The sequence below is a fragment of the Haloarcula amylovorans genome, from assembly GCF_004681185.1.
Taxonomy (GTDB): Archaea; Halobacteriota; Halobacteria; order Halobacteriales; family Haloarculaceae; genus Haloarcula; species Haloarcula amylovorans.
In genome coordinates, this window is sequence record NZ_SRIF01000007.1 from 1 (window position 1) to 19206 (window position 19206).

The 19206-nt window shown below is 53.0% G+C and carries 14 protein-coding genes; 7 read left to right on the forward strand and 7 right to left on the reverse strand.

The features are described 5' to 3' along the window. Positions 1-184: 184 nt before the first annotated feature. The 3 genes from E4S61_RS19040 to E4S61_RS19050 all read right to left on the reverse strand — a co-directional run bounded on the left by E4S61_RS19040 (position 185) and on the right by E4S61_RS19050 (position 2356). The gene (locus E4S61_RS19040) at positions 185-745 is read right to left on the reverse strand and encodes a TATA-box-binding protein (protein WP_135305529.1); all 561 of its coding nucleotides are present in this window, start codon (positions 743-745) and stop codon (positions 185-187) included. 79 nt (positions 746-824) lie between these two features. Next, a complete protein-coding gene (locus E4S61_RS19045; RefSeq protein ID WP_135305530.1) occupies positions 825-989 on the reverse strand; it encodes a DUF1931 domain-containing protein in 165 nt (54 codons plus the stop codon). 191 nt (positions 990-1180) lie between these two features. Further along, positions 1181-2356 (reverse strand): MFS transporter, encoded by a 1176-nt coding sequence (locus E4S61_RS19050; RefSeq protein ID WP_135305656.1) that lies wholly within the window; start codon positions 2354-2356, stop codon positions 1181-1183. 501 nt (positions 2357-2857) lie between these two features. Between E4S61_RS19050 and E4S61_RS19055 the strand changes: the two genes are divergently transcribed. Then, entirely contained in the window at positions 2858-4009 is a 1152-nt protein-coding gene (locus E4S61_RS19055; RefSeq protein WP_245180858.1) for an MFS transporter, read from the forward strand. Positions 4010-4127: 118 nt separating this feature from the next. On the opposite strand, the gene E4S61_RS19060 is transcribed toward E4S61_RS19055, so the two are convergent. After that, positions 4128-6089 carry an archaea-specific SMC-related protein gene (locus E4S61_RS19060; RefSeq protein ID WP_135305532.1) on the reverse strand — a complete coding sequence of 654 codons (1962 nt, stop codon included), beginning with the start codon at positions 6087-6089 and terminating at the stop codon, positions 4128-4130. A gap of 675 nt (positions 6090-6764) precedes the next feature. Here E4S61_RS19060 and E4S61_RS19065 point away from each other — a divergent pair. From E4S61_RS19065 to E4S61_RS19080, 4 genes are all read left to right on the forward strand, one after another. Beyond that, the gene (locus tag E4S61_RS19065; protein ID WP_135305533.1) at positions 6765-7838 is read left to right on the forward strand and encodes a mannonate dehydratase; all 1074 of its coding nucleotides are present in this window, start codon (positions 6765-6767) and stop codon (positions 7836-7838) included. Positions 7839-8748: 910 nt separating this feature from the next. Beyond that, on the forward strand, positions 8749-9510 hold the full coding sequence (locus tag E4S61_RS19070; protein WP_135305534.1) for an IclR family transcriptional regulator: 762 nt from the start codon (positions 8749-8751) through the stop codon (positions 9508-9510). A gap of 366 nt (positions 9511-9876) precedes the next feature. After that, a complete protein-coding gene (gene xacF / locus E4S61_RS19075) occupies positions 9877-11328 on the forward strand; it encodes a 2,5-dioxovalerate dehydrogenase (RefSeq protein ID WP_135305535.1) in 1452 nt (483 codons plus the stop codon). A gap of 266 nt (positions 11329-11594) precedes the next feature. Beyond that, positions 11595-12572, forward strand: coding sequence for a TIGR03557 family F420-dependent LLM class oxidoreductase (locus tag E4S61_RS19080; protein ID WP_135305536.1), 978 nt, complete (start codon positions 11595-11597; stop codon positions 12570-12572). Between the two features lie 90 nt (positions 12573-12662). Here E4S61_RS19080 and E4S61_RS19085 read toward each other — a convergent pair whose 3' ends face one another. Together E4S61_RS19085 and E4S61_RS19090 are read right to left on the reverse strand one after the other, a co-directional pair. Beyond that, complete coding sequence (locus E4S61_RS19085; protein ID WP_135305537.1) at positions 12663-13823, reverse strand: ABC transporter ATP-binding protein; 1161 nt, start codon at positions 13821-13823, stop codon at positions 12663-12665. 462 nt (positions 13824-14285) lie between these two features. Then, positions 14286-15878, reverse strand: coding sequence for a glycoside hydrolase family 28 protein (locus E4S61_RS19090; RefSeq protein ID WP_135305538.1), 1593 nt, complete (start codon positions 15876-15878; stop codon positions 14286-14288). Between the two features lie 192 nt (positions 15879-16070). Here E4S61_RS19090 and E4S61_RS19095 point away from each other — a divergent pair, with 192 nt between their 5' ends. Next, positions 16071-16910: an NAD-dependent epimerase/dehydratase family protein gene (locus tag E4S61_RS19095; protein ID WP_135305539.1), complete on the forward strand. Its 840-nt coding sequence runs from the start codon at positions 16071-16073 to the stop codon at positions 16908-16910. Between the two features lie 263 nt (positions 16911-17173). Here the strand turns inward: E4S61_RS19095 and E4S61_RS19100 are convergent, their stop codons facing one another. Continuing rightward, positions 17174-18409 carry a mandelate racemase/muconate lactonizing enzyme family protein gene (locus tag E4S61_RS19100; RefSeq protein ID WP_135305540.1) on the reverse strand — a complete coding sequence of 412 codons (1236 nt, stop codon included), beginning with the start codon at positions 18407-18409 and terminating at the stop codon, positions 17174-17176. A 186-nt stretch (positions 18410-18595) separates the two neighbouring features. Here E4S61_RS19100 and E4S61_RS26570 point away from each other — a divergent pair, with 186 nt between their 5' ends. Continuing rightward, positions 18596-18727: a hypothetical protein gene (locus tag E4S61_RS26570; RefSeq protein ID WP_280663819.1), complete on the forward strand. Its 132-nt coding sequence runs from the start codon at positions 18596-18598 to the stop codon at positions 18725-18727. Positions 18728-19206: the final 479 nt, after the last annotated feature.

Genomic DNA, 19206 nt, shown 5'->3' on the forward strand with positions numbered 1-19206 from the left:
TCCTGAGACGGGCCCGCCACTCCGCTGAACGGATGTCAGAAGCTGTGAGTGGATAAATTAGCGCATAATAGTACCCCAGTTACGAATAGTAGTGAAGTGAAGCGAGTAGCAGTCACTATCAAGCGACGTCCGAGAAGCTCAATTTACTCGCTATCAGTCACAGCGACCAGTTCATCGCAGAAGCTCACTCCAGTAACCCGAGATCAGTGAGTCGATCTTCGATTACCGAGAGTGCGTCTTCGGCATCGGACAACTGCTTGCCACCCGTAATGACGAGTTTCCCGCTGCCGAACAGCAGTGCCACGACATCCGGGTCATCGAGTCGATAGACAAGTCCCGGGAACTGTTCTGGTTCATACTCGATATGTTCGAGACCGAGCCCGATTGCAATCGCATTCAAATTTAGATTCGCGCCCAGATCAGCGCTCGAGACGATATTCTGGATATCGATCGCTGGTGAGTCGTCAACCTCGACACCCAAGCTACGGAGTTCATCAAAGACCTCTCCGAGGGCAGTCTCGACATCGTCTACGCTTTTCGCCCCGGTACACACCACTTTTCCCGAGCGGAAAATCAGTGCCGCAGCCTTCGGATCGTGCATCCGATAGACCAATCCGGGGAAATTTTCCGGATCGTAGTCCGTTGCTTCGAGATCCATTGCCAGCGTTTCGAGATCAAGCTCCTGGCCGATATCGCTTGATGCAACAACGTTCTCTACCTTGATCGACTCCGCTGAGACACTCATAGTCGTACCGTGCTCCCACAGCCCTCTTAAAACAGGGCCTGGTTCAGAACAGGCCAGAGACAGAATCGCTCGAGTTGCCTTAGAGGTCGCGTGCCTGGACCGTCTTTCGGTCGTTAGCTTCAGCACGCTGGGCAGCGTCTTCGAGCAGTTCAGCGACTTCCTCATCAAGTGTCTCGTAGAAATCCGCCGAGACATTGTGCTCCGACAGTGCATCCTTCACAGCTGCTTTGACAATGAGCGACATTCCAGTGGGGTCTATTCGTGTCTCCTATATAAGGGTTTGAGTGCCGAGTTTCGGCTCAGATAGCAGTAACTCAATTTACATCGTCGTCCAGCGCCTGCGCGCCTTCCGGGAGCAAGGCCACCACGAGATACTTGGCATAGTCTTCGAAGTGCCCCAAGGGGAAGAGACTCAGCCGCAAAGATGAGCAGCATTCAGTAGTCAAGGGAGAATATGGAGTTGATCGCGAGGAGACCGCAGACGAGGACGAGGAGTACGACAAGAAAGCTCAGAGAGACGACCCACCCATACTGATCGGCGAGAAATCCGAGAGCGACCGACCCCGTTGCGGCGGCGATCATATACACTGTTCTGAATAATCCAAAGCCAAAGCCGCGTTCGCCTTCATCGATGCGGTCCATAAACCGAGGGAATACTGCCGCACCCCAACTCATGCCTAGTCCAAGCAGTCCGATGCCGAGAGCGATTTCTTCGATATTTGAACCGCGGAGCAGTAGTCCGATGCCAGCGATGCTAAATACCATACAGGAGACGATCGCAATGTCGCGACCCAGTCGGTCAGCGACGACTCCAACACCCGTCTGGAGGACACCCTGAACCACGAAATATGCCGCGAACAGCGTTCCTGCAAGCGTCTGCGAATAGCCGTGGTACTGCACGAAGAACGCCGGGAGAAATGAGGCGAGTCCCTGCCATGAGAACTCGACGATAATCGCGATGATACCCGTGAAGACGACTGTCGGTCGAGTAAGCACCTCGACAATCTTTTCACGGTCAACCTGATCGCGCATTGGCTCGTCGGGCTGTCGAGGTTCGGAGGAGCGAATCCCGGCCGCAATCAGCGCAGTGATTGGGAGCGCAACCAATGTCCCGACCGCCACCGCGGGCCGCCAACCGAATCTGACTGCTATCCCTGAAACGACTACAGGAGCCAACAGTCCCGCGAGCGGCGCCCCTGAATTGTGGATCCCGATAGCGGTTCCGATACCATCGTAGATTCGCGTGATAAGCGCCGTCGCCACACTATAGTGAAGCCCAGCGACAGCTCCCAGAATGACGACACCCAAGACGAAGACACCGAAAGTGGGAGCAGCAACGATAAGCAGCGCTGAGAGACCAGTACCACCGACCGAGACGAGAATCAGACGTCGGTCGCCGAATCGATCAGCGAGAATCCCACTCGGGAACTGCGTCAAGGCGTACGTGAACCACATGCCAGTTAGTGCTCCGCCGATCAGCGTATTCGATGTGTGGAACTCGGTCGCGATATCGGGGACGACCGGACTGAGTGCGAGCCGCCCAAACACGGTGACGAATAGTGCGAGAGTACAGAGAACTAGTACTGTCTTTCGATACTGCCACTCATGCAGTCCCACTTTAATTCGCCTTCCAGCTTGCCACTTAAGAACAATACGACTCCCCTGATAGTGTCCTCAAGATAGTATGATTTCAACTGGTTGGGTATAATTTCGCGCTGTCGCTCAGATCGCAGTAATCCGGTTCACACTGACGTCCAGCACCTGCGCGTCTCCCGGGAGCAAGGCGACTACGAGATACTCAACATAGTCTTCGAAGTATTGGACGAGCTGGGCGATTCGATCCGAGTCAATCGCTTCCAGCGAATTTAACACCATGAACGGCATCATCTCGTGAAGGCTATCAGTTCATCTCAAGATACACTGAATCGAACACTGAAATCACGAGTCAAAGCGAGAGTTTCAAATCCGAGAGACGAGGAGCGGTCACTATGGTCGGGACGAGCAACGGAATCGGTTGTTGCCACTCGCAGAGAGGTCTGCAATAGTGTCGGGTGTCATGTTGTTCTATCCTGAGCGATGACTGTTCCGTCGAAGCCTACGGGGCGAACCGGTGTGTTCGTCTCAATCTGTGCCCTCTCGTTTCTTGTCAATTTTGGGCGGATGGCGTTCGCACCCCTGGTCGACTTCTTTATCGAATCAGGTATCAGTCCAGCGACTGCGGGATTAGCTGCGACGACTGTCTGGGTGGGGAGTGCCCTTCCCCGCCTCCCAACCGGGTACCTCCTCACAGTCGTTCGTCGCCATCACGCACTCCTTGGAATGGGGCTGGGCCTTACCGTTGCTACCGCGTTCACTGCGTTTTCACCGGGGATTTGGTTCACGATTGCTGGCGCACTGTTCATTGGACTCGCCACGGGGGTCTTCTTTATCGCAGCGAACCCACTCGTGAGCGAACTCTATCCCGACCACGTTGGGATTGCGGTCGGCATTCGGGGTATGTCCTCCCAGATCGCGGCTGTCACCGCTCCGTTTCTTGTCGCGCTCGCAATCACCTTTCGGTCATGGCGAGTTGTCTTCTGGACGCTATCGGGGCTTGCTTTCGTTGCAACAGTCATCTTTGCCGTCGCCGTTCGACGTGCTGAGCTGCCAGATGCCGGTACCAAAGACCGGAATCTTCTGGCAGCGATCCGTGCCCAGTGGCATCTCATCGCTGTTGGCGTTGTCTTCGTCGGGTTTACAGGATTCGTCTGGCAGGGCATCTTCAACTTCTATGTCACGTACCTGGGAGCGGCAAAGGGAATTTCGTCGGGAACAGCCAACACGCTCCTTACCGTCATGTTTGCCGCTGGCATCCCCTCGTTTCTTGTGGCTGGACGGCTCGCTGATCGCTACTCGTATCTCACACTCTTGCTTTCGATTCTTACCGGCTTCGTCGTCTGCCTTCTCGCGTTTACCCTGGTCTCAGGAGTAGTCGCACTGGCCGCAGTGTCAGTCGTGATGGGGCTGGTGGTTCACGGCCTGTTCCCCGTGGGCGACGCCTATCTTCTCGAAACGTTTCCCGATGCAAACCGTGCGAGTGCCTATGCAGGTTTCAGCGCGACGATGATGCTCATTCAAGCACCGGGGAGCGTCGCAGTCGGAGTACTCTCTCAATCCGGATTGACGTACACAAGCATCTTCCGCGGATATACACTCTTCATCGCAATCATCACTATCAGCATGGCTGGCCTCGCTCACGCTGGACGGCTTCCCAGAGGAGGGTGAGTTGAGAATTCGTGGATAGAGTGTGCCATCGAAAATCCCAGTCGGTACCGTACACAAGGGGATAACTAGACACGGCTGTGCTGCGTCGTAAAATGAAGACAGAGAGGTCTGACGCCAGTTATATAGCAGTAACCCGGTTCACGTCGTCGTCCAGTGCTTGCGCGTCTTCCGGCAGCAGAGCAACCACGAGATACTCAGCGTAATCTTCGAAGTACTCGACAAGTTGGGCGATCCGGGCTGAGTCGATCGCTTCCAGTGAATCCAACAGCATGAACGGGACCGTCTCGTAGAGGTCGTGAACGAGATATCCTGCCAACGCGAAGATGAGTCCTGTCACCTCGCGCTCACTCTCGCTGAGATGCTCAACCGTATCTTCGTAGGCCGCCCCGTTCTCCGTCGTTCGGACAATGTGGAGATCGAACGCCGTCTGCTCGACTTTCCGACGGCCCTCACGCACGGTCTGTTCGACGCGTTCGATCCAGATGCGGTCGAGATTCTCGTAGTCCAGAATCTCGATCATCGCGTCCATGTGCTCGTTGAACTCATCGACGGCGTCGGCTTCGATCTGGTCGATCTTCGTCCGTTCGTCAGTCAGCTGCTCAAGTAACTCGTCGCGTTCCTCTCGGAGGTTGTCTGCACGATCAAGCATGTCTTCAATCTCTTCGATTTCCTCAGTCACGTCCTCTAAATCTGATTCGAGACTGTCGATTTCGAACTCTAGCTGGTTGGCTTCTTTGTGGAGTGAGAGCACCTCGTCGAAGTCATCCGACTCAAGATCGTCGACGTCGGCTTCGAGTGTTTCGACGTCGTCGGTTAGTTCCTCACGCTGGGATTTGAGCGAGTCGATCTGTGCATCGCGGCTCTCAATCTCGTCTTCGATATCCGCGAGCTTGCGCTCGATTTGCTCACGCTCGTTTTGCTGCTGTTTGGCCTCGCGTTGGGTCGTTTTCAGATCTTCGAGCTCGGACTTGATGTCGTTGAGTTCCTGCACCAGGTTTTGGCGGCGCTCCTGAAGACGCTCAACAGTGTCCTCAATCTGCTCACGTTCGACCGTCGAGCCACACGTCCAGCAGGTGACCGAGCCCTCGCCGTCAGCAAGTAGTTCGTCGGTCGGTGAACCGGCTGATTCAGACCGGTCGGTTTCGTCGAGCGTCTCAAGGACCTCGTAGTCCTCATCCTCGAGTCGTTCTTCGTTGTACTGGATAAGACTTTGAAGGTCGGAGATCTGGGAATTCAGCGTCTGGCGTTTCTCGCGAAGTTGTTCGATCTCGGTTTCGAGATGCTGCTGGTCGCCCATCGGCGTCTCAGGCAGGTCCTCGAGGTCAGCTTCGAGGTCACTTCGCTCCTGTTTGAGAGAGGAGATGCTCTCGTTTTGTGTCTCGATCTGGCGACGCGTTGATTCGAGGTCTGAGCGTGTCGAGCGGAGTTCGTCGAGTTTCGCTTCTAACTCTTCTTGATCCTCTCGACTCGACTCGATATCACGGTTACTTTCATCTATTTCTTTTTCTTTATCCTCGAGTTCGTCCTTTTTCTCCTGTATCTGATCCTGTATCTGGTTGCGTCGTTGTTCGAGTTTCGGGATATCCGTTTTTCTGTCTTCGATAGTAGCTAGTTCGTCATTGATATCGTCTTTTTCTGCTTCTAATTCGCGGATTCTATTTTTAATATCCTCGATATCGACGGGGCGCATAATAATCTCACGAAGATCGTCCCCACGGGCAACAGACTGGCGCGCTTCGTTGGTTTCGAGCAAGAATGCAAAGAGGTCCGCGACTTCGGGATCATCAAGGTAGCCGTCGCCATCGAACGCGACTGAATCACCGGCTCGGGTGAGCGTCCGTTCGTAGGTCTCGCCTTGGAGGTTCAATTGAACGCGCCCTTCCTCGGCGTCGCCTTTGAGTGTTGCCTGGTTGCTTCCCATCGCTGCCATAATCGATTGAAGGAACGATGTTCGGTTCGTGGCGTTCTTGCCGGTCAGGACGGTTACGCCGGGTGGAATCGAAACTTGGGTACTATCGATACCACCGATGTTCTCAACTGCAAATTCTGCGGTTTCTGAGACTTGTTCGGAAGTAGCCATAGGCCCAATTAGTAGCTCTAGCTACTAAAACCCGCTACCTAACAATTACCTGCTCCAACTATATACAATACACTACAGGCCCAGATTTTCGCTCGCTAGCCAGATACTTCAAATTCCACAGCTAACACTGCCAGCACCGCGATGGGAAAGCTCGGGGGACGTCCTTTTCAGCAGTCTCGGCGATCCCACGCGAGCATGAACACCGCCCCTAAGATGGGGCTACCGACTACAAAAAATCGATAATAGCGTGATATTTACCTCCCGGATGGACAGTCCCGCATCCTTCATGAGAAACAAACGCCCCGACCCATGAGACTGTCAAAACCAACGCTATGGCAACCGCACCGAGTGAATGGCGTAGTCGGTGAAGCATTTGTTCGTCGTAGACCAGTACGTCGCAAGAGATAGTCCACAAGATTGAATACCGACAGGTCAAGTTGAGTGAGTTTATTGACATCAGAGTGGTTCCACACCTTCTGATGCCCATAGCCGGGGTCAAGCCGTTCTTGCCCTTCTCGCCGTCGGTACCTTTGCTACTTATCGCCGTCACACTCGGAAGATTCAGGCTACGTGATATCGTGTGGGGGTTACCTGCTCCAGCAGTATCCTGACGAACGAAGTGAGTCAGGGAAGGCCATCCGCAGTCGTTTAGTAGTTGTATCCAGAAACGAAGGTATGGCTCGCCAAGCTACCCGAGAGTCCGCAGTGAGAACTGGTATTCGGATGGGCGTTCGAACGAGAAGCCTCTCCCCCGACCGACTGGGATTCATCCGTCAACTCGGTGCTACCGACATCTTCGTCGACCACGCTGACACCGAGGAGGAACCGGATGCGTTTAACGACCGCATGGGGACTAACACAATCGCGGTTGGACGCGACATGATTCCAACGGTCGACGAACTCACAGCGGCACGCGAACAAATCGAGGACGCGGGACTGCAGTTCACTGGTATTCAGTCATTGCCGTACTCGCTCTACGGGGACATTATGTTCGACCGTGACGGCAGCGAGGAAGCGCTCAACCAGATTACGACGCTAATCCAAAATCTGGGCGCGGCCGGGATTCCAATCCTCGGATACCAATGGAATCCTCGCGGGGTCGTGCCGATGCGGACTGAACCCGCAACTCTTCGCGGCGGTGCGGAAGGTACCGGGTTCGACCTCAACGAACTCGACGGGTTCGATGACAACGACGGTCTTGCCCCCGGTCTCGACAGAGCGTACACAGAAGCCGAGTTCTGGGAGAACTATGAGAACTTCCTTGAAACCGTACTACCGGTCGCCGAAGAAGCTGGCGTCCGACTCGCGCTTCACCCCGTCGACCCGCCTGTAATCGAGGAACTCGGCGGCATTCCCCGCCTGTTCCGTAACGTCGAGAACTTCGAGAAAGCGATGGAACTCGTCCCGAGTGATAACCACGGACTGAAGCTCTGCCTCGGGTGCTTTTCACAGATGGGGGAGGACGTTACCGACGTACTGCAACGGTTCGGGACGCGTGACGACATCGTCTTCATCCACTTCCGCGACGTCGTTGGCACGATGCCACGTTTCCACGAGGCATTCGTCGACGAAGGGAACTTCGATACAGTCGAGGTCGTACGGACGCTCCGCGAAATTGGGTTTGACGGAGTCGTCATCCCCGATCACGTCCCAGAGATGACCGGTGACGACGACTGGCGCCACCGTGCCCGGAGTTTCACCATCGGTTATCTCCGCGGTGTCGTCGATACGGTCGAGTCGGAGACATAATCCCTCCAAGCGAGCCCGGTACCAATACCTGGGTATATTACTTCGGTGCAACTACTCGACGAATACTTACTGTCGGCATGCGAGCCAGTCACACCAAAGGGAGCACCCTACTCTGACTCGTTACAGTGGTGAGACCATTGAATTCAAGCACAACCTTTTGAGCGATATCGCCGAAGACCGCTTTTCCAACTGCAGTTCGGTTTCCGGTGCCGATGAAAATACCGTCACACCCGTGCTCCCCAGTAGTGGGAATATCGGTAGAATCCTCGTCGGGAACCACGCCCCATTGGGATGACGTTGCAAGGATCCCTCTAATATGATGGGGATATCGGCTTGTTCAAGGTGTCTGATAGCCTTTTATTAGATTCAAGTTAGCTTTCTTGCTCTCTTTCTGGAGGATCATTTTCATATAGGCGTCGTAACTCAAAGAGTAGATATCTATGAGTCCAATACCTACATTCTCTATGCGTTGGCGCGCTTAGACCAGCACAGAGATGAAGAAGATGGCGTTTTGGCGAAGTAATTCTTGTTCCGTTCTTTTCTAGAGAACGCTGTACATGTAGATGACTATAGGGGAGTATATAACAATTGTACTCTTGTTATAACTTTAATTTCATTCTCTGGAGTATATGATTTGAATTGTATTATAACTTGTTACTATTATTAGGACGCTATGTATTTTTAGTTTATCAAAATGCATATAGCATACATTGCACTATAGAGGGTACAGATACGTATATTCGAGAGAGGAGAACATAAAGCAATAATCGATGAACAAGGCTAATACAGTTACTGTGTCTCCTTCAGTCGTTGATCCGATCGAGATGGGGGAAATAGTAGCGCACCGAGCGAAAATATTGTTCGCGGCTCGAGAACAAGAGCTATGAGGCCCTGGTTACAAACTGGAACTATGTCAAGAACGCCTCGAAAAATCAATGCGGTACGAAACACCTGCCGAATTATAGAGGTACTTCAGGAGCACGGTAGCGCCGGTATCACAGAAATATCTGAGTCACTTAACTTCTCGAAAAGCGCTGTTCACGGACATTTAGCGACGCTCGAGGAAGAAGGGCTTGTGGTAAAAGAGGACCACTCGTATAGTTTGAGTCTTCGCTTTCTTGACATCGCCGAACAAGTGAAAGATGGAGTAGCTGACCATACGATTGTTAAGGAAGAAGTCACCAATCTCGCAGAGGAAACCGGCGAGGTCGTCCACTTCGGAACAGAAGAGGAGGGACGCGTCGTGTATCTTTCTAAAGCCCGCGGTGCCTCTGCTGTCGAAACTGCTTCGAAGATCGGGAAACGAATGCCAATGCATTCGACGTCCCTCGGTAAGGCACTACTCGCAGAGCTGTCGCCGGAGCGATGCGAGCAGATAGTTGATCGGCACGGTCTTCCTGAACAAACCGCGAAAACAATAACTAATACTGAGCGACTCAAATCAGAACTGGAAGAAACCCGTCAGCGGGGCTATTCCATTGATGATGAAGAGAATATCCCGGGTGTCCGCTGTATCGGAATGGCCGTTTCCGTCCCCGAAGCCAACGTACTAGGAGCACTCAGTATCTCTGGCCCATCACAGCGAATGACCGACGAACGGATGGAAACTGAGCTAAGTGAACAGATAGCGCAGGCTGCGAACGTTATCGAAGTTAACTCAAGATACTCCTGAATTATCTGATATGGCTTTGTTTGAATGGATTTTGCTACTTAATTTATTGATAGGTGTGGTTTGTAGATACGGGCATTTTACCACTAAATCCTTGATAATTTGTCTCCCCCGGAGGATTATCTCGACCACGCTCTGTCTATTCCAATGCTTCGTGCATTTCGTGGTCAATGCCCGTTGCTGGCGCTCCAACAACACTATTGCGATTCGAGGATCTTTATTACGATAGAGAAAAATCTTGGTTCGAAGTTTTCACGAATAACCTCTGTGTACGAGCATCGAACGACCCCGCTTCCGTACTAGTGAATCAAGTTCTGAAAATTAGCTACCAAAACATTAGTAAGCCAGGGTAGGGAACCCGCTATTCGCATGCCGGAAGAGTACGGAAACTACGTTAGCGGAGAGTGGACCGAGTCGGAATCAGCGGAGACGTTCGACGTACTGAATCCAGCGAATACCAACGAGGTGGTCGCTCGGTTCCAACAATCGAGTACGGCAGATACTGAAGTCGCAATCAAGGCCGCCGTCGATGCCCAGAAGAAGTGGGCGAATACGCCGGGTCCCGAACGCGGTTCGGTCCTCCAAGATGCGAGTCAGATACTTGCGGAACGGAAAACCGAAACGACCGAATTACTCGTCCGCGAGGAGGGAAAAACTCGATCGGAGGCCGCCGGCGAAGTCCAGCGAGCGATTGACATCTTTGCCTATTACTCGCAGAAATCGATGGACTTGGGTGGCGTCGTCAAATCCCCGAGTGGACGCGAGAAGGAACTCTATACGAAATCTGAACCACTCGGAACAGTCGGTATCATCACTCCCTGGAATTACCCTATAGCCATTCCGGCCTGGAAACTCGCTCCCGCGCTGGCTGCCGGAAATACGGTCGTGGCCAAGCCCGCATCGGCGGCCCCCAATATGACGCGGGTTCTCTTCGAGTGTCTCGACGAGGCGGGCCTCCCGAACGGTGTTGCGAACTACGTGACTGGACCTGGGAGTGAGGTCGGTGTCCCGCTCACGGAACACGAGGATATCGATGGCGTCTCATTTACTGGCAGCACTGCTGTCGGGACGACTGTCGCACAGACTGCCTCAGAGAGCCTCAAGCGCGTCCAGTGTGAGATGGGCGGGAAAAATCCGACCGTCGTGATGCCGAGCGCCGATATCGACGAAGCGGTCGAGATTCTTGGCGTCGGCGCGTTCGGGACGACCGGTCAGTCCTGCACCGCGGCTTCGAGGGCCATCGTCCACGAGCAGGTCTTTGACGAGTTCGTTGAGGCGATGGTCGAGTACGCCGAATCCGTCAAGCTCGGGTCGGGACTCACTGACCCGGATATGGGACCGCACGTCTCACAGAGCGAACTCGAGTCGACGCTTGAATACGTCGAAATCGGAAAAGAAGAAGGTGCGACACTGGAAACCGGTGGGGAGCAACTGACAGATGGCGAGTACGCAGACGGCTACTACGTCCATCCCGCGGTCTTCTCGGATGTGGATAACGACATGCGTATCGCTCAAGAGGAGATATTCGGGCCGGTTCTCTCTGTTATCAGGGCTGATGGTTTCAAACACGCTCTCGAATTAGCGAACGACGTCGAGTACGGACTCTCGGCCAGTATCGTCACGCAGGATCTCACTGAAGCCGACGAGTTCCTCAACCGCATCGAGACCGGCGTCGCCAAGGTTAACGAGAAGACGACCGGACTCGAACTGCACGTTCCCTTCGGCGGGTACAAGCAGTCGTCCACGAACACGTATCGAGAACAGGGTGACGCGGGTCTGGACTTCTTCACGTCCACGAAGACGATTTACCGCAATCACTGACGACGTCATCTTCCTTTTCACACACGTAGTTTATCGAATGCTGACTACTGGCGATTATACCGTCCAATTGTCTCTGGTAACCGAATATCACAGTGGTGAATGTTATCCAGCTCACTCTAACCGGTTTAACTGGTCTAAGCGGCAACTTAGAACTCGACATACCACGTTCGTATTTCACGAACAAGGCGCAGTTCTCGTAGGATTGTGAGATTCGAGCGGAGTTGAAGAGAAACAATATTACGCGCGCCACGCCATGAACAATCACGATGGTCAGCATCGATTACATGGCCCATCAGGAGCAGTACAGCCCCTCGCAATTACTGCGATTCTCAGAACTCGCTGCCGACAACGGCTTTGAGTTCGTCTGGACCTCCGATCACTTCCACCCGTGGTTCCACACGGACGCCGAGGCCGGCTTCGCATGGTCGTGGCTCGGCGCGGCATCCGAGCGAATCGACGTCCCCATCGGCACCTGTGTCACGCCCGCGGGCGAACACTACCACCCCGCACTGATGGCCCAAGCGTTCGCCACGCTCCAAGAGATGCACGACGAGCGCGTCGTCCTCGGCCTCTCGACGGGCGAGGCGATGAACGAGAAGCCAATGGGCCACGAGTGGCCCGACTACCCTGTCCGGCGGGACCGACTCGAAGAGACCCTCGAAATCGTCCACGGGCTCTGGGAGAACGACGAGTTCTACAGCTACGAAGGCGAGCACTTCACCGTTGACGACGCGAAGTTGTACACGATGCCCGAGGAGCGCCCTGAAATTCAAATCGCGGCCAACGGACCGAGTACCGCCTCGCTGACCGGCGAGTACGGTGACGGCTTCATCACTGTCAAGACGGGCGAAGAGTACACTGAGAGGATGTATCCTGCGATTCGCCGCTACGCCGACGAGGAGGGGCGTGATCCCGACCAAATCGAGACGACGCTGCTGGTCATCGCCTCCTACGACGAAGACTACGAGAAGGCGCGGGACGCGACCCGACCGTGGTGGGCGACCACCCAGAACGTCTTCGACCGCGCGATGGCCAACCCGAAGGAAATCGAAGCTGAAGGCGAGAAGGCTACCGAAGAGGAGATCAAGGGCAAGTTCCTCATCGCCGACGACCCGTCGGACATCGCCGGACAGCTCTCCGCGTACGCCGAGATGGGTTTCGACCGCATCGCGCTCGGGAACACGAGCCCCGAGCCCGAGACGTTCTTCAAGGTCATGGGCGACGAGGTCATTCCCTCACTATGAAGTCTGGATAGCCCGGATAATCCAACAACGTATATGGGCATTTCTACTGTTGTCAAATCCCGCTATCTCCTCATAGTGACTGATCGAACATCACGAGCTGGATCTGGCTCTAGTATCGGTTTTCTCGTTGCGTTTCTCAGAGGTAGAGGTCAATAGGGCATGACCGTCCTTCGAGAAGAGGTGAAGGTGACTATCATCGAACGTGAAATGAATGGTATCTCCAGATTCAATCTCTGTATCTGAGCTCACACGCATTATGAAATCATCAGACCAACTAAGATACAGGTAAGTTTCGTCTCCGAGCGGCTCCACAACATTAACTTTTGACGTAAGTGACGAATCCGTCGGTCCGTTATTAACGATCATAATATCTTCTGGTCGGGCACCGAGCGTGACTTCTTCTCCTACGATATCATCACCGATTTCATGATATATCTCTGGAGATAGGGGGTACTCGAATTCGTGATCAATGCCCTCTAAGACTATTTCTTCGCCCTTCTTCGAGACGAGGCCACGCAGGAAATTCATGCTAGGAGATCCGATGAAGCCTCCAACGAAGCTATTGACTGGATTGTTGTACACCTCTATGGGATTTCCTATCTGTTGTAGGTTACCGTCGTCGAGTATAGCGATACGATCACCCATTGTCATTGCTTCCTCTTGGTCATGAGTAACGTATACAGACGTAATTCCTAGTTCATCTTGGAGTCGCTGAATCTCTGCCCGCATCGTCGTACGTAGTTTCGCATCAAGATTGCTGAGTGGCTCGTCAAAGAGGAACACCTCAGGTTCCCTCACAATCGCTCTGCCAAGTGCAACGCGTTGTTTTTGTCCTCCAGAGAGTTCATCCGGTTTGTCGTCCAATAACTCTTCAATTCCCATCATCTCCGCAGCCCAGCGTATCTTATCTTGCCGTTCATTCGAATTGAGGTCAGTACTCATTCTAAGTCCGAACTCCATATTTTCTCCGACAGTTTTCTGCGGATACAGGGCATAATTTTGAAAGACCATAGCAATGTCTCGATGTCGGGCAGAGGTATCAGTCACGTCATCTTCATTTATATATATACTGCCCTCTGTTGGGGTTTCAAGACCGGCAATCATTCGGAGCGTCGTCGTTTTTCCACAGCCAGAAGGCCCAACCAGAGTTATAAATTCTCCATCTTCTACATCAATATTTATATCATCTACAGCGACTATTTTCCCAGCATCAAATTCTTTCGTTATACCCTCAAGTCGTAGGTTTCCCATATGACATAAATGTATGTCCTTTATGGATAAAGCTTTGGTTCCGGGAAAGGCTCTCAGCTGTCTCGTCATTACCCTACTACAGTGGCGCCTACAAGGACAACAGCGAACTGTGAAAACCACTCTGACAATAAGGCCCGACTGATTTCCACTACTATATGGTAAATACCATTTTGAACAGGCAGCTAAGGATATATGGCAATTATCCGTCTAAAGTGTGTCGAAATATACAGTGGGTACTACTTCCTGCGAGACAGTTTCAGCCCCTACTTAGTCGGTCGCTCAGTTTCGGTAGCGTATTCACCTCAAACTAAGCCGTCAAGTCTTCAAGCCATCCACAAAAGCATGCTACGATTGCACTAGTAGTCTATTGTCTAAGAGGAGTGATAGAAAAACCGCGACAGTGGGGTGCCATCAGCAAAGAACCCTATGCATGATTCTATATTATAGACGACGTGTGACTCCCTACGGAGCAGGTAGTATATTTCCGCTTTTCATGAACGCCTCACCATCTCCCTGAAATGCTGTTTCGGCATTCGTGAGGTCGTTGTTTGCGAATAGACGAGCATCATTGCTATCGGAAATTTCGATGAATGTTTTTGTCCCATGCAATGCTTTCGAACCTCGAATCGTGATGTCTGATGTATCACGGAATGCTAGGGAAGCTTTATCTGGAGATCTAGGTGCCTGCTTACCCTTGAAGTTCTCAATGAGGAGGTCCTCAACTGACTCGCATTCTACAGCATGAGAGTGATACTGAGCGATATCTTCTTCCCATTCGATGTGGAAACTATCGATATCTAGATCCTGAACGTATTCAGCGTAGAAACCTGGAATTTCGCTCTCGAATACAGGTGGGAAGAGAGAAGTCGGTCGGAAGTCGAAATTCCCGCCGCTTGCGTCGCTTTTAGCACTATCTGTGACTGCTACCGATACTCCATCGAGTTCGACATCTCTGATTCTACTCTCGGGGGTCCCGTAGACGACGATACCACTCTCACTTGTTGCGTTGACGTTGGTGAATCGTATATTTTCCACACTACCAATATCGTGACCTTCGTGACGTGGGATAGATGTCACCCAAATTGGTTCAGCTTTCCCCCACCAGTGTCCCGTATGCAGCTGCGTTTCGACTACTATATTCGAAAACGAGATGTTCCTAATGGACCCTGAGTCACGGTGTTGAATTGCGAGACCGCGGTTTGATCCACGCACGATGATATTTTCGAAGGTGCAGTTCTCTATATCATGCGCAGTGGCGGACCCGAATTTGATAGCTGAGGACCGCGACCTCAAGATACAGTTGGTGACAGTGAGATTTTCCAATGATCCCTCATATCCTAGTCCCTCCGTAGCCTTTGGACAGATGGCATCGTCGCCGGTAATGACTGTACAGTCAGAGATATGGATATTTTCACAGAGATCTGGATTAATTCCGTCTGTGTTCGGAATCCGCAGGTCGTTGTAGATGTTTATCCCAGTGATACGCAAGTCTTTGCACCCGAGGAAATGGAGCGTCCAGTTGGGAGCGTTCTGAATAGTGACCCCCTGAATTTTCACCCGGTCACACTCATGGAAATACAATACACGATCCGGTCGCCATTCCAACGGACGAACTGGCCCGTCCTCAGTTCCCCATTTCGGATCCAAGTAGTCCTCACCTTGGCGAGCACTGTGCTCTGCCGTCATCGCTGCTGGATCATGACTGGGGGTGAATACGTCATTCATATCCATGAATTCGCTTCCTTGAGCGTCAATGACACCATCTCCTCTGATAGCTATGTTCTCCGCACCCTTCGAAACGAGAAGAGATGTCATCGGTGTGCCCCCGGAATGATAATCCTCCTCCTCCGTGCTACCAATTAACGTTGCACCACTAGCCAGGAATAGTGCCACATTGCTTTTCAACTGGATGGTGCCAACTCTGTAGTCACCAGCGGGAACACAGACGGTCCCGCCTCCAGCCTCAGTACATTCGTCAATCGCGTCTTGGACCGATACTGTATCTAGTGTCTCTCCGTCACCTATCGCTCCATAATCACGGACGTTATACTCCATAGTTCGCTTCGTTCAACACGGATATCACACAAATACATTTTGGAAGATTTCAGCAATACCATACGTTATCTACCCTATCCCGTTAATGTCACCTGTTCTTCACCACTATTCTGTTACACAGGAATTGTACCACCATGGGCCCCTGAGAGTAAAGCAACCGGTTATTTATCTCAGGCCTTACTTGTGATTCGTATGAACGTGTTAGTGACTGGCGCCTATGGACGCTGTGGTACCGCTATTATTGACCATCTCCACGACCACGAAACATACGATTTTACCTACTACAATCGGTCCGATCGACCGGAAGACCACCCTTACGGCGGATACAAGACCATCGTCGGGGATGTGGCAAATGAAGAAAAACTTACGGCAGCGGTTCAAAACCAAGACGCTATTGTCCATCTTGCAGCTTATCCATATACAGATGGAACGTGGGACGATATCCTTGAGCCAAACATCATAGGAATGTATAATGCGCTTGAAGCCGCACGAAAGCAGGAAGTTGAGTCATTTGTCTTCGGGTCGTCGAACCACGTAATGGGGCTCTATGAAGATGAACTTTCTCCGGAGCTCTATTCGCTCAACAGCAATCTTGTCCTTACCCATACAGATCCCGTTCGTCCGGACTCGCAGTACGGTGTTTCAAAAAGTTTCGGTGAAGATCTCGGTCGGTACTACGTCGAAAATTACGAATATCCGAAGCAGTTCTATGCGCTCCGTATCTGTACCGTATTAGAGTCAAAATATGACCACCCATATGGTGGTGCTGAACGGGATGTCGAAAATGGGGAGATAGAGCGAGGGAGCGAAGAATATGAACAGGGAGTCGCTCGAATGAAGGCGATGTGGCATTCTCGCCGTGATTTTGCTCAGTTGGTCGACCGGTCTCTGCAGGACAACAATGTCGAATTTGACGTGTTTCACGGGGTGAGCGACAATCGCCGTCGGTGGTTCGATTTGGAACACGCGCGGGCTCGGATTGGTTATGTCCCTGTGGACAATGGGGAAGAATGGACAGAACCACCGACATGAATAGAGTAAATTTACGCTGAGTGTCAGTCATCTGTTAGTCTAAAATAGCTTGTGGATAGACACAACGTTCCGCGCGTCTACGCGGGCCACAAGCTTTCTCATCGAGTTAGGCAAGGACCTCCAAGTCATCATTGACCTCTTCAGAATGTCCCGCGGCGAAGCCCCATAGTTCAGCCGACTCGACCACCACTGTTTGTCCTTCTCCACTGAAAAGTACATTCAGAGTTCGTATATAGGTCTGTGCTGAAAAAGCGAAACTGGTGCTACTCCTTGCAGTGTTGTTCGATGACGTCCCAGTCAAGTTCGATGCCTAGTCCCGGCGCGTCTGGCACCTGAATGCGGCCGTTCTGGATGAAGTCCTCCTCGCGGGCCAGCAGGTCCTCCCACCATGGGACCTCGCGGGCGTGATATTCGAGGGCAACAAAGTTCGGCACTGTCGCCCCGACATGTGCGGTTGCAGCGGTGGCGACCGGGCTTCCGACGTTGTGCGGGACGAGCGCTTGGTAATACGTCTCGGCCATCTCCGCGACCTTCTTCGTCTCGGCAATGCCGCCCGTCTTGGGTACGTCCGGTGCAAGGAAGTCTACGCCTTGCTCTTCGATGAGGTCTCGAAAGCCGTGGCGGCCGTAGCGATTCTCGCCGGTCAGGATAGTCGCGTCGACGCGGCGCTTCAGTTCCCGCATCGCGTCGGTGTTCTCCGGCGGCAAGGGGTCCTCTATCCACGCGAGGTCGTACGGTTCGAGCGCGCGACAGAGTCGCTCTGCGGTCTCGGGACTGAAGTTCCAGTGGAGGTCCACGGCCACCTCGGCGTCGTGACCGATTTCGTCGGTGACGGCCTCGACGACGCGCTTCTTGTGGTCGATCTCGGGCGGGTCGAAGTGCCGCGAGAGCGTATCGACCTCGCGGCCCGAGGGCACGTCGAGGTCGAATTTGACGATGTCGAAGCCGTCCTCGACGGCCGCTCTGGCGGCTTTCGCGTACGCTTCAGGTTCGTACGTCGAGTCCTCCTGGCCTTCCTCGGCGGACTCGACCATTGCCTCCCCAGCGTGGCAGTCCGCGTAGACGACGACTTCCTCGCGGGTCTTTCCGCCCAATAGCTGATACACCGGCTGGTCCAGCAGTTTTCCGGCGGCGTCCCATAGGGCGATCTCAACGCCGCTGATAGCAATGGTACCGACGCCTTCCTGTGAGCCACGACCCGAGAGACTCCCGCGCATGAGGTTGTACAGTCGTTCGACGTCGGTCGGGTTCTCGCCGACTAAGACGGGCCGGAGATAGTCGGTAATAATCTCGTGGACGCCCGGGGAGGGATATGCCTCGCCGATGCCGGTAACGCCTTTGTCAGTTTCGACGGTGACGATGGTCCACGGGAAGTTCCCGTCGATGACCACTGTGTTTAGGTCGGTTATCTCTGCTGTGGGACCGTCCGCCCGGCGGGGCGTCTCGTCGAAGTCAGTCCACATCGTCGCTGCCAGTTTCGAAGCGAAGTCCTCGTACATGTTCGTACCTATCTAAGTATGCGATCAAGCTGGCGCGGCCACGTCCACACTTCTTGGTGCTGTTTCGTGACGGGGCCGGTTCGCATCGATTCGTGTTTTATCGGTTACCATGTTATACCTTCCGATACCCCGAACTATCGTAATAAAATGCTAGTCGTATCGCAGGTCGCAAATACCAGCAGCGAAATGAACGGCGACTTGCTCGTAGAAGAGATGGCCGAGGTCAGCCTTCGTGGCCTCCTTATCCCGCTCATGGCAACGCTGGTGCTCTGCTATTCACTTGTCCTTGTAAAAATGGAGGCTGAACAATATTTTTGAACTCTTCGACACTTCCAAGATCTTCCGTCAGAAAGTCAGATCCGCGACCAGACAGCACTGGTCGCGTAAACCACTGTTCGCTGGTCGTGTCGTTTTGGGGTTCCATTGTAGTGAAAGTAGACTAATATAGGTTGCATCGAGGCCGGCTCACCTCTAAGTCGTCTACGATGCGGTCGACCGCGACTTCTGTTTCGAGCCCCCATTCATCATACAAATGAGAGTTACACTCCTTGAATAGCCGTCAACTATGTTGGGACCTGCCTCTCGAACCTCTTCTAATCCGGTTCGATGCCGTCATACTAGCGGACATCGAACCTTGCCGTTTTCGAACTGCATCAGCTATGATAAACCAGAGACTGCCGAGAGCTGGTTGTAGAGCTTTGTTCGCGGTCACATTGTTCCAAACTAAACATGACCTTAAAACCCCATACGCTTTTGTACCTTCCTATAGATATTTGGCTAAAGAGGCTGCCTAGCCT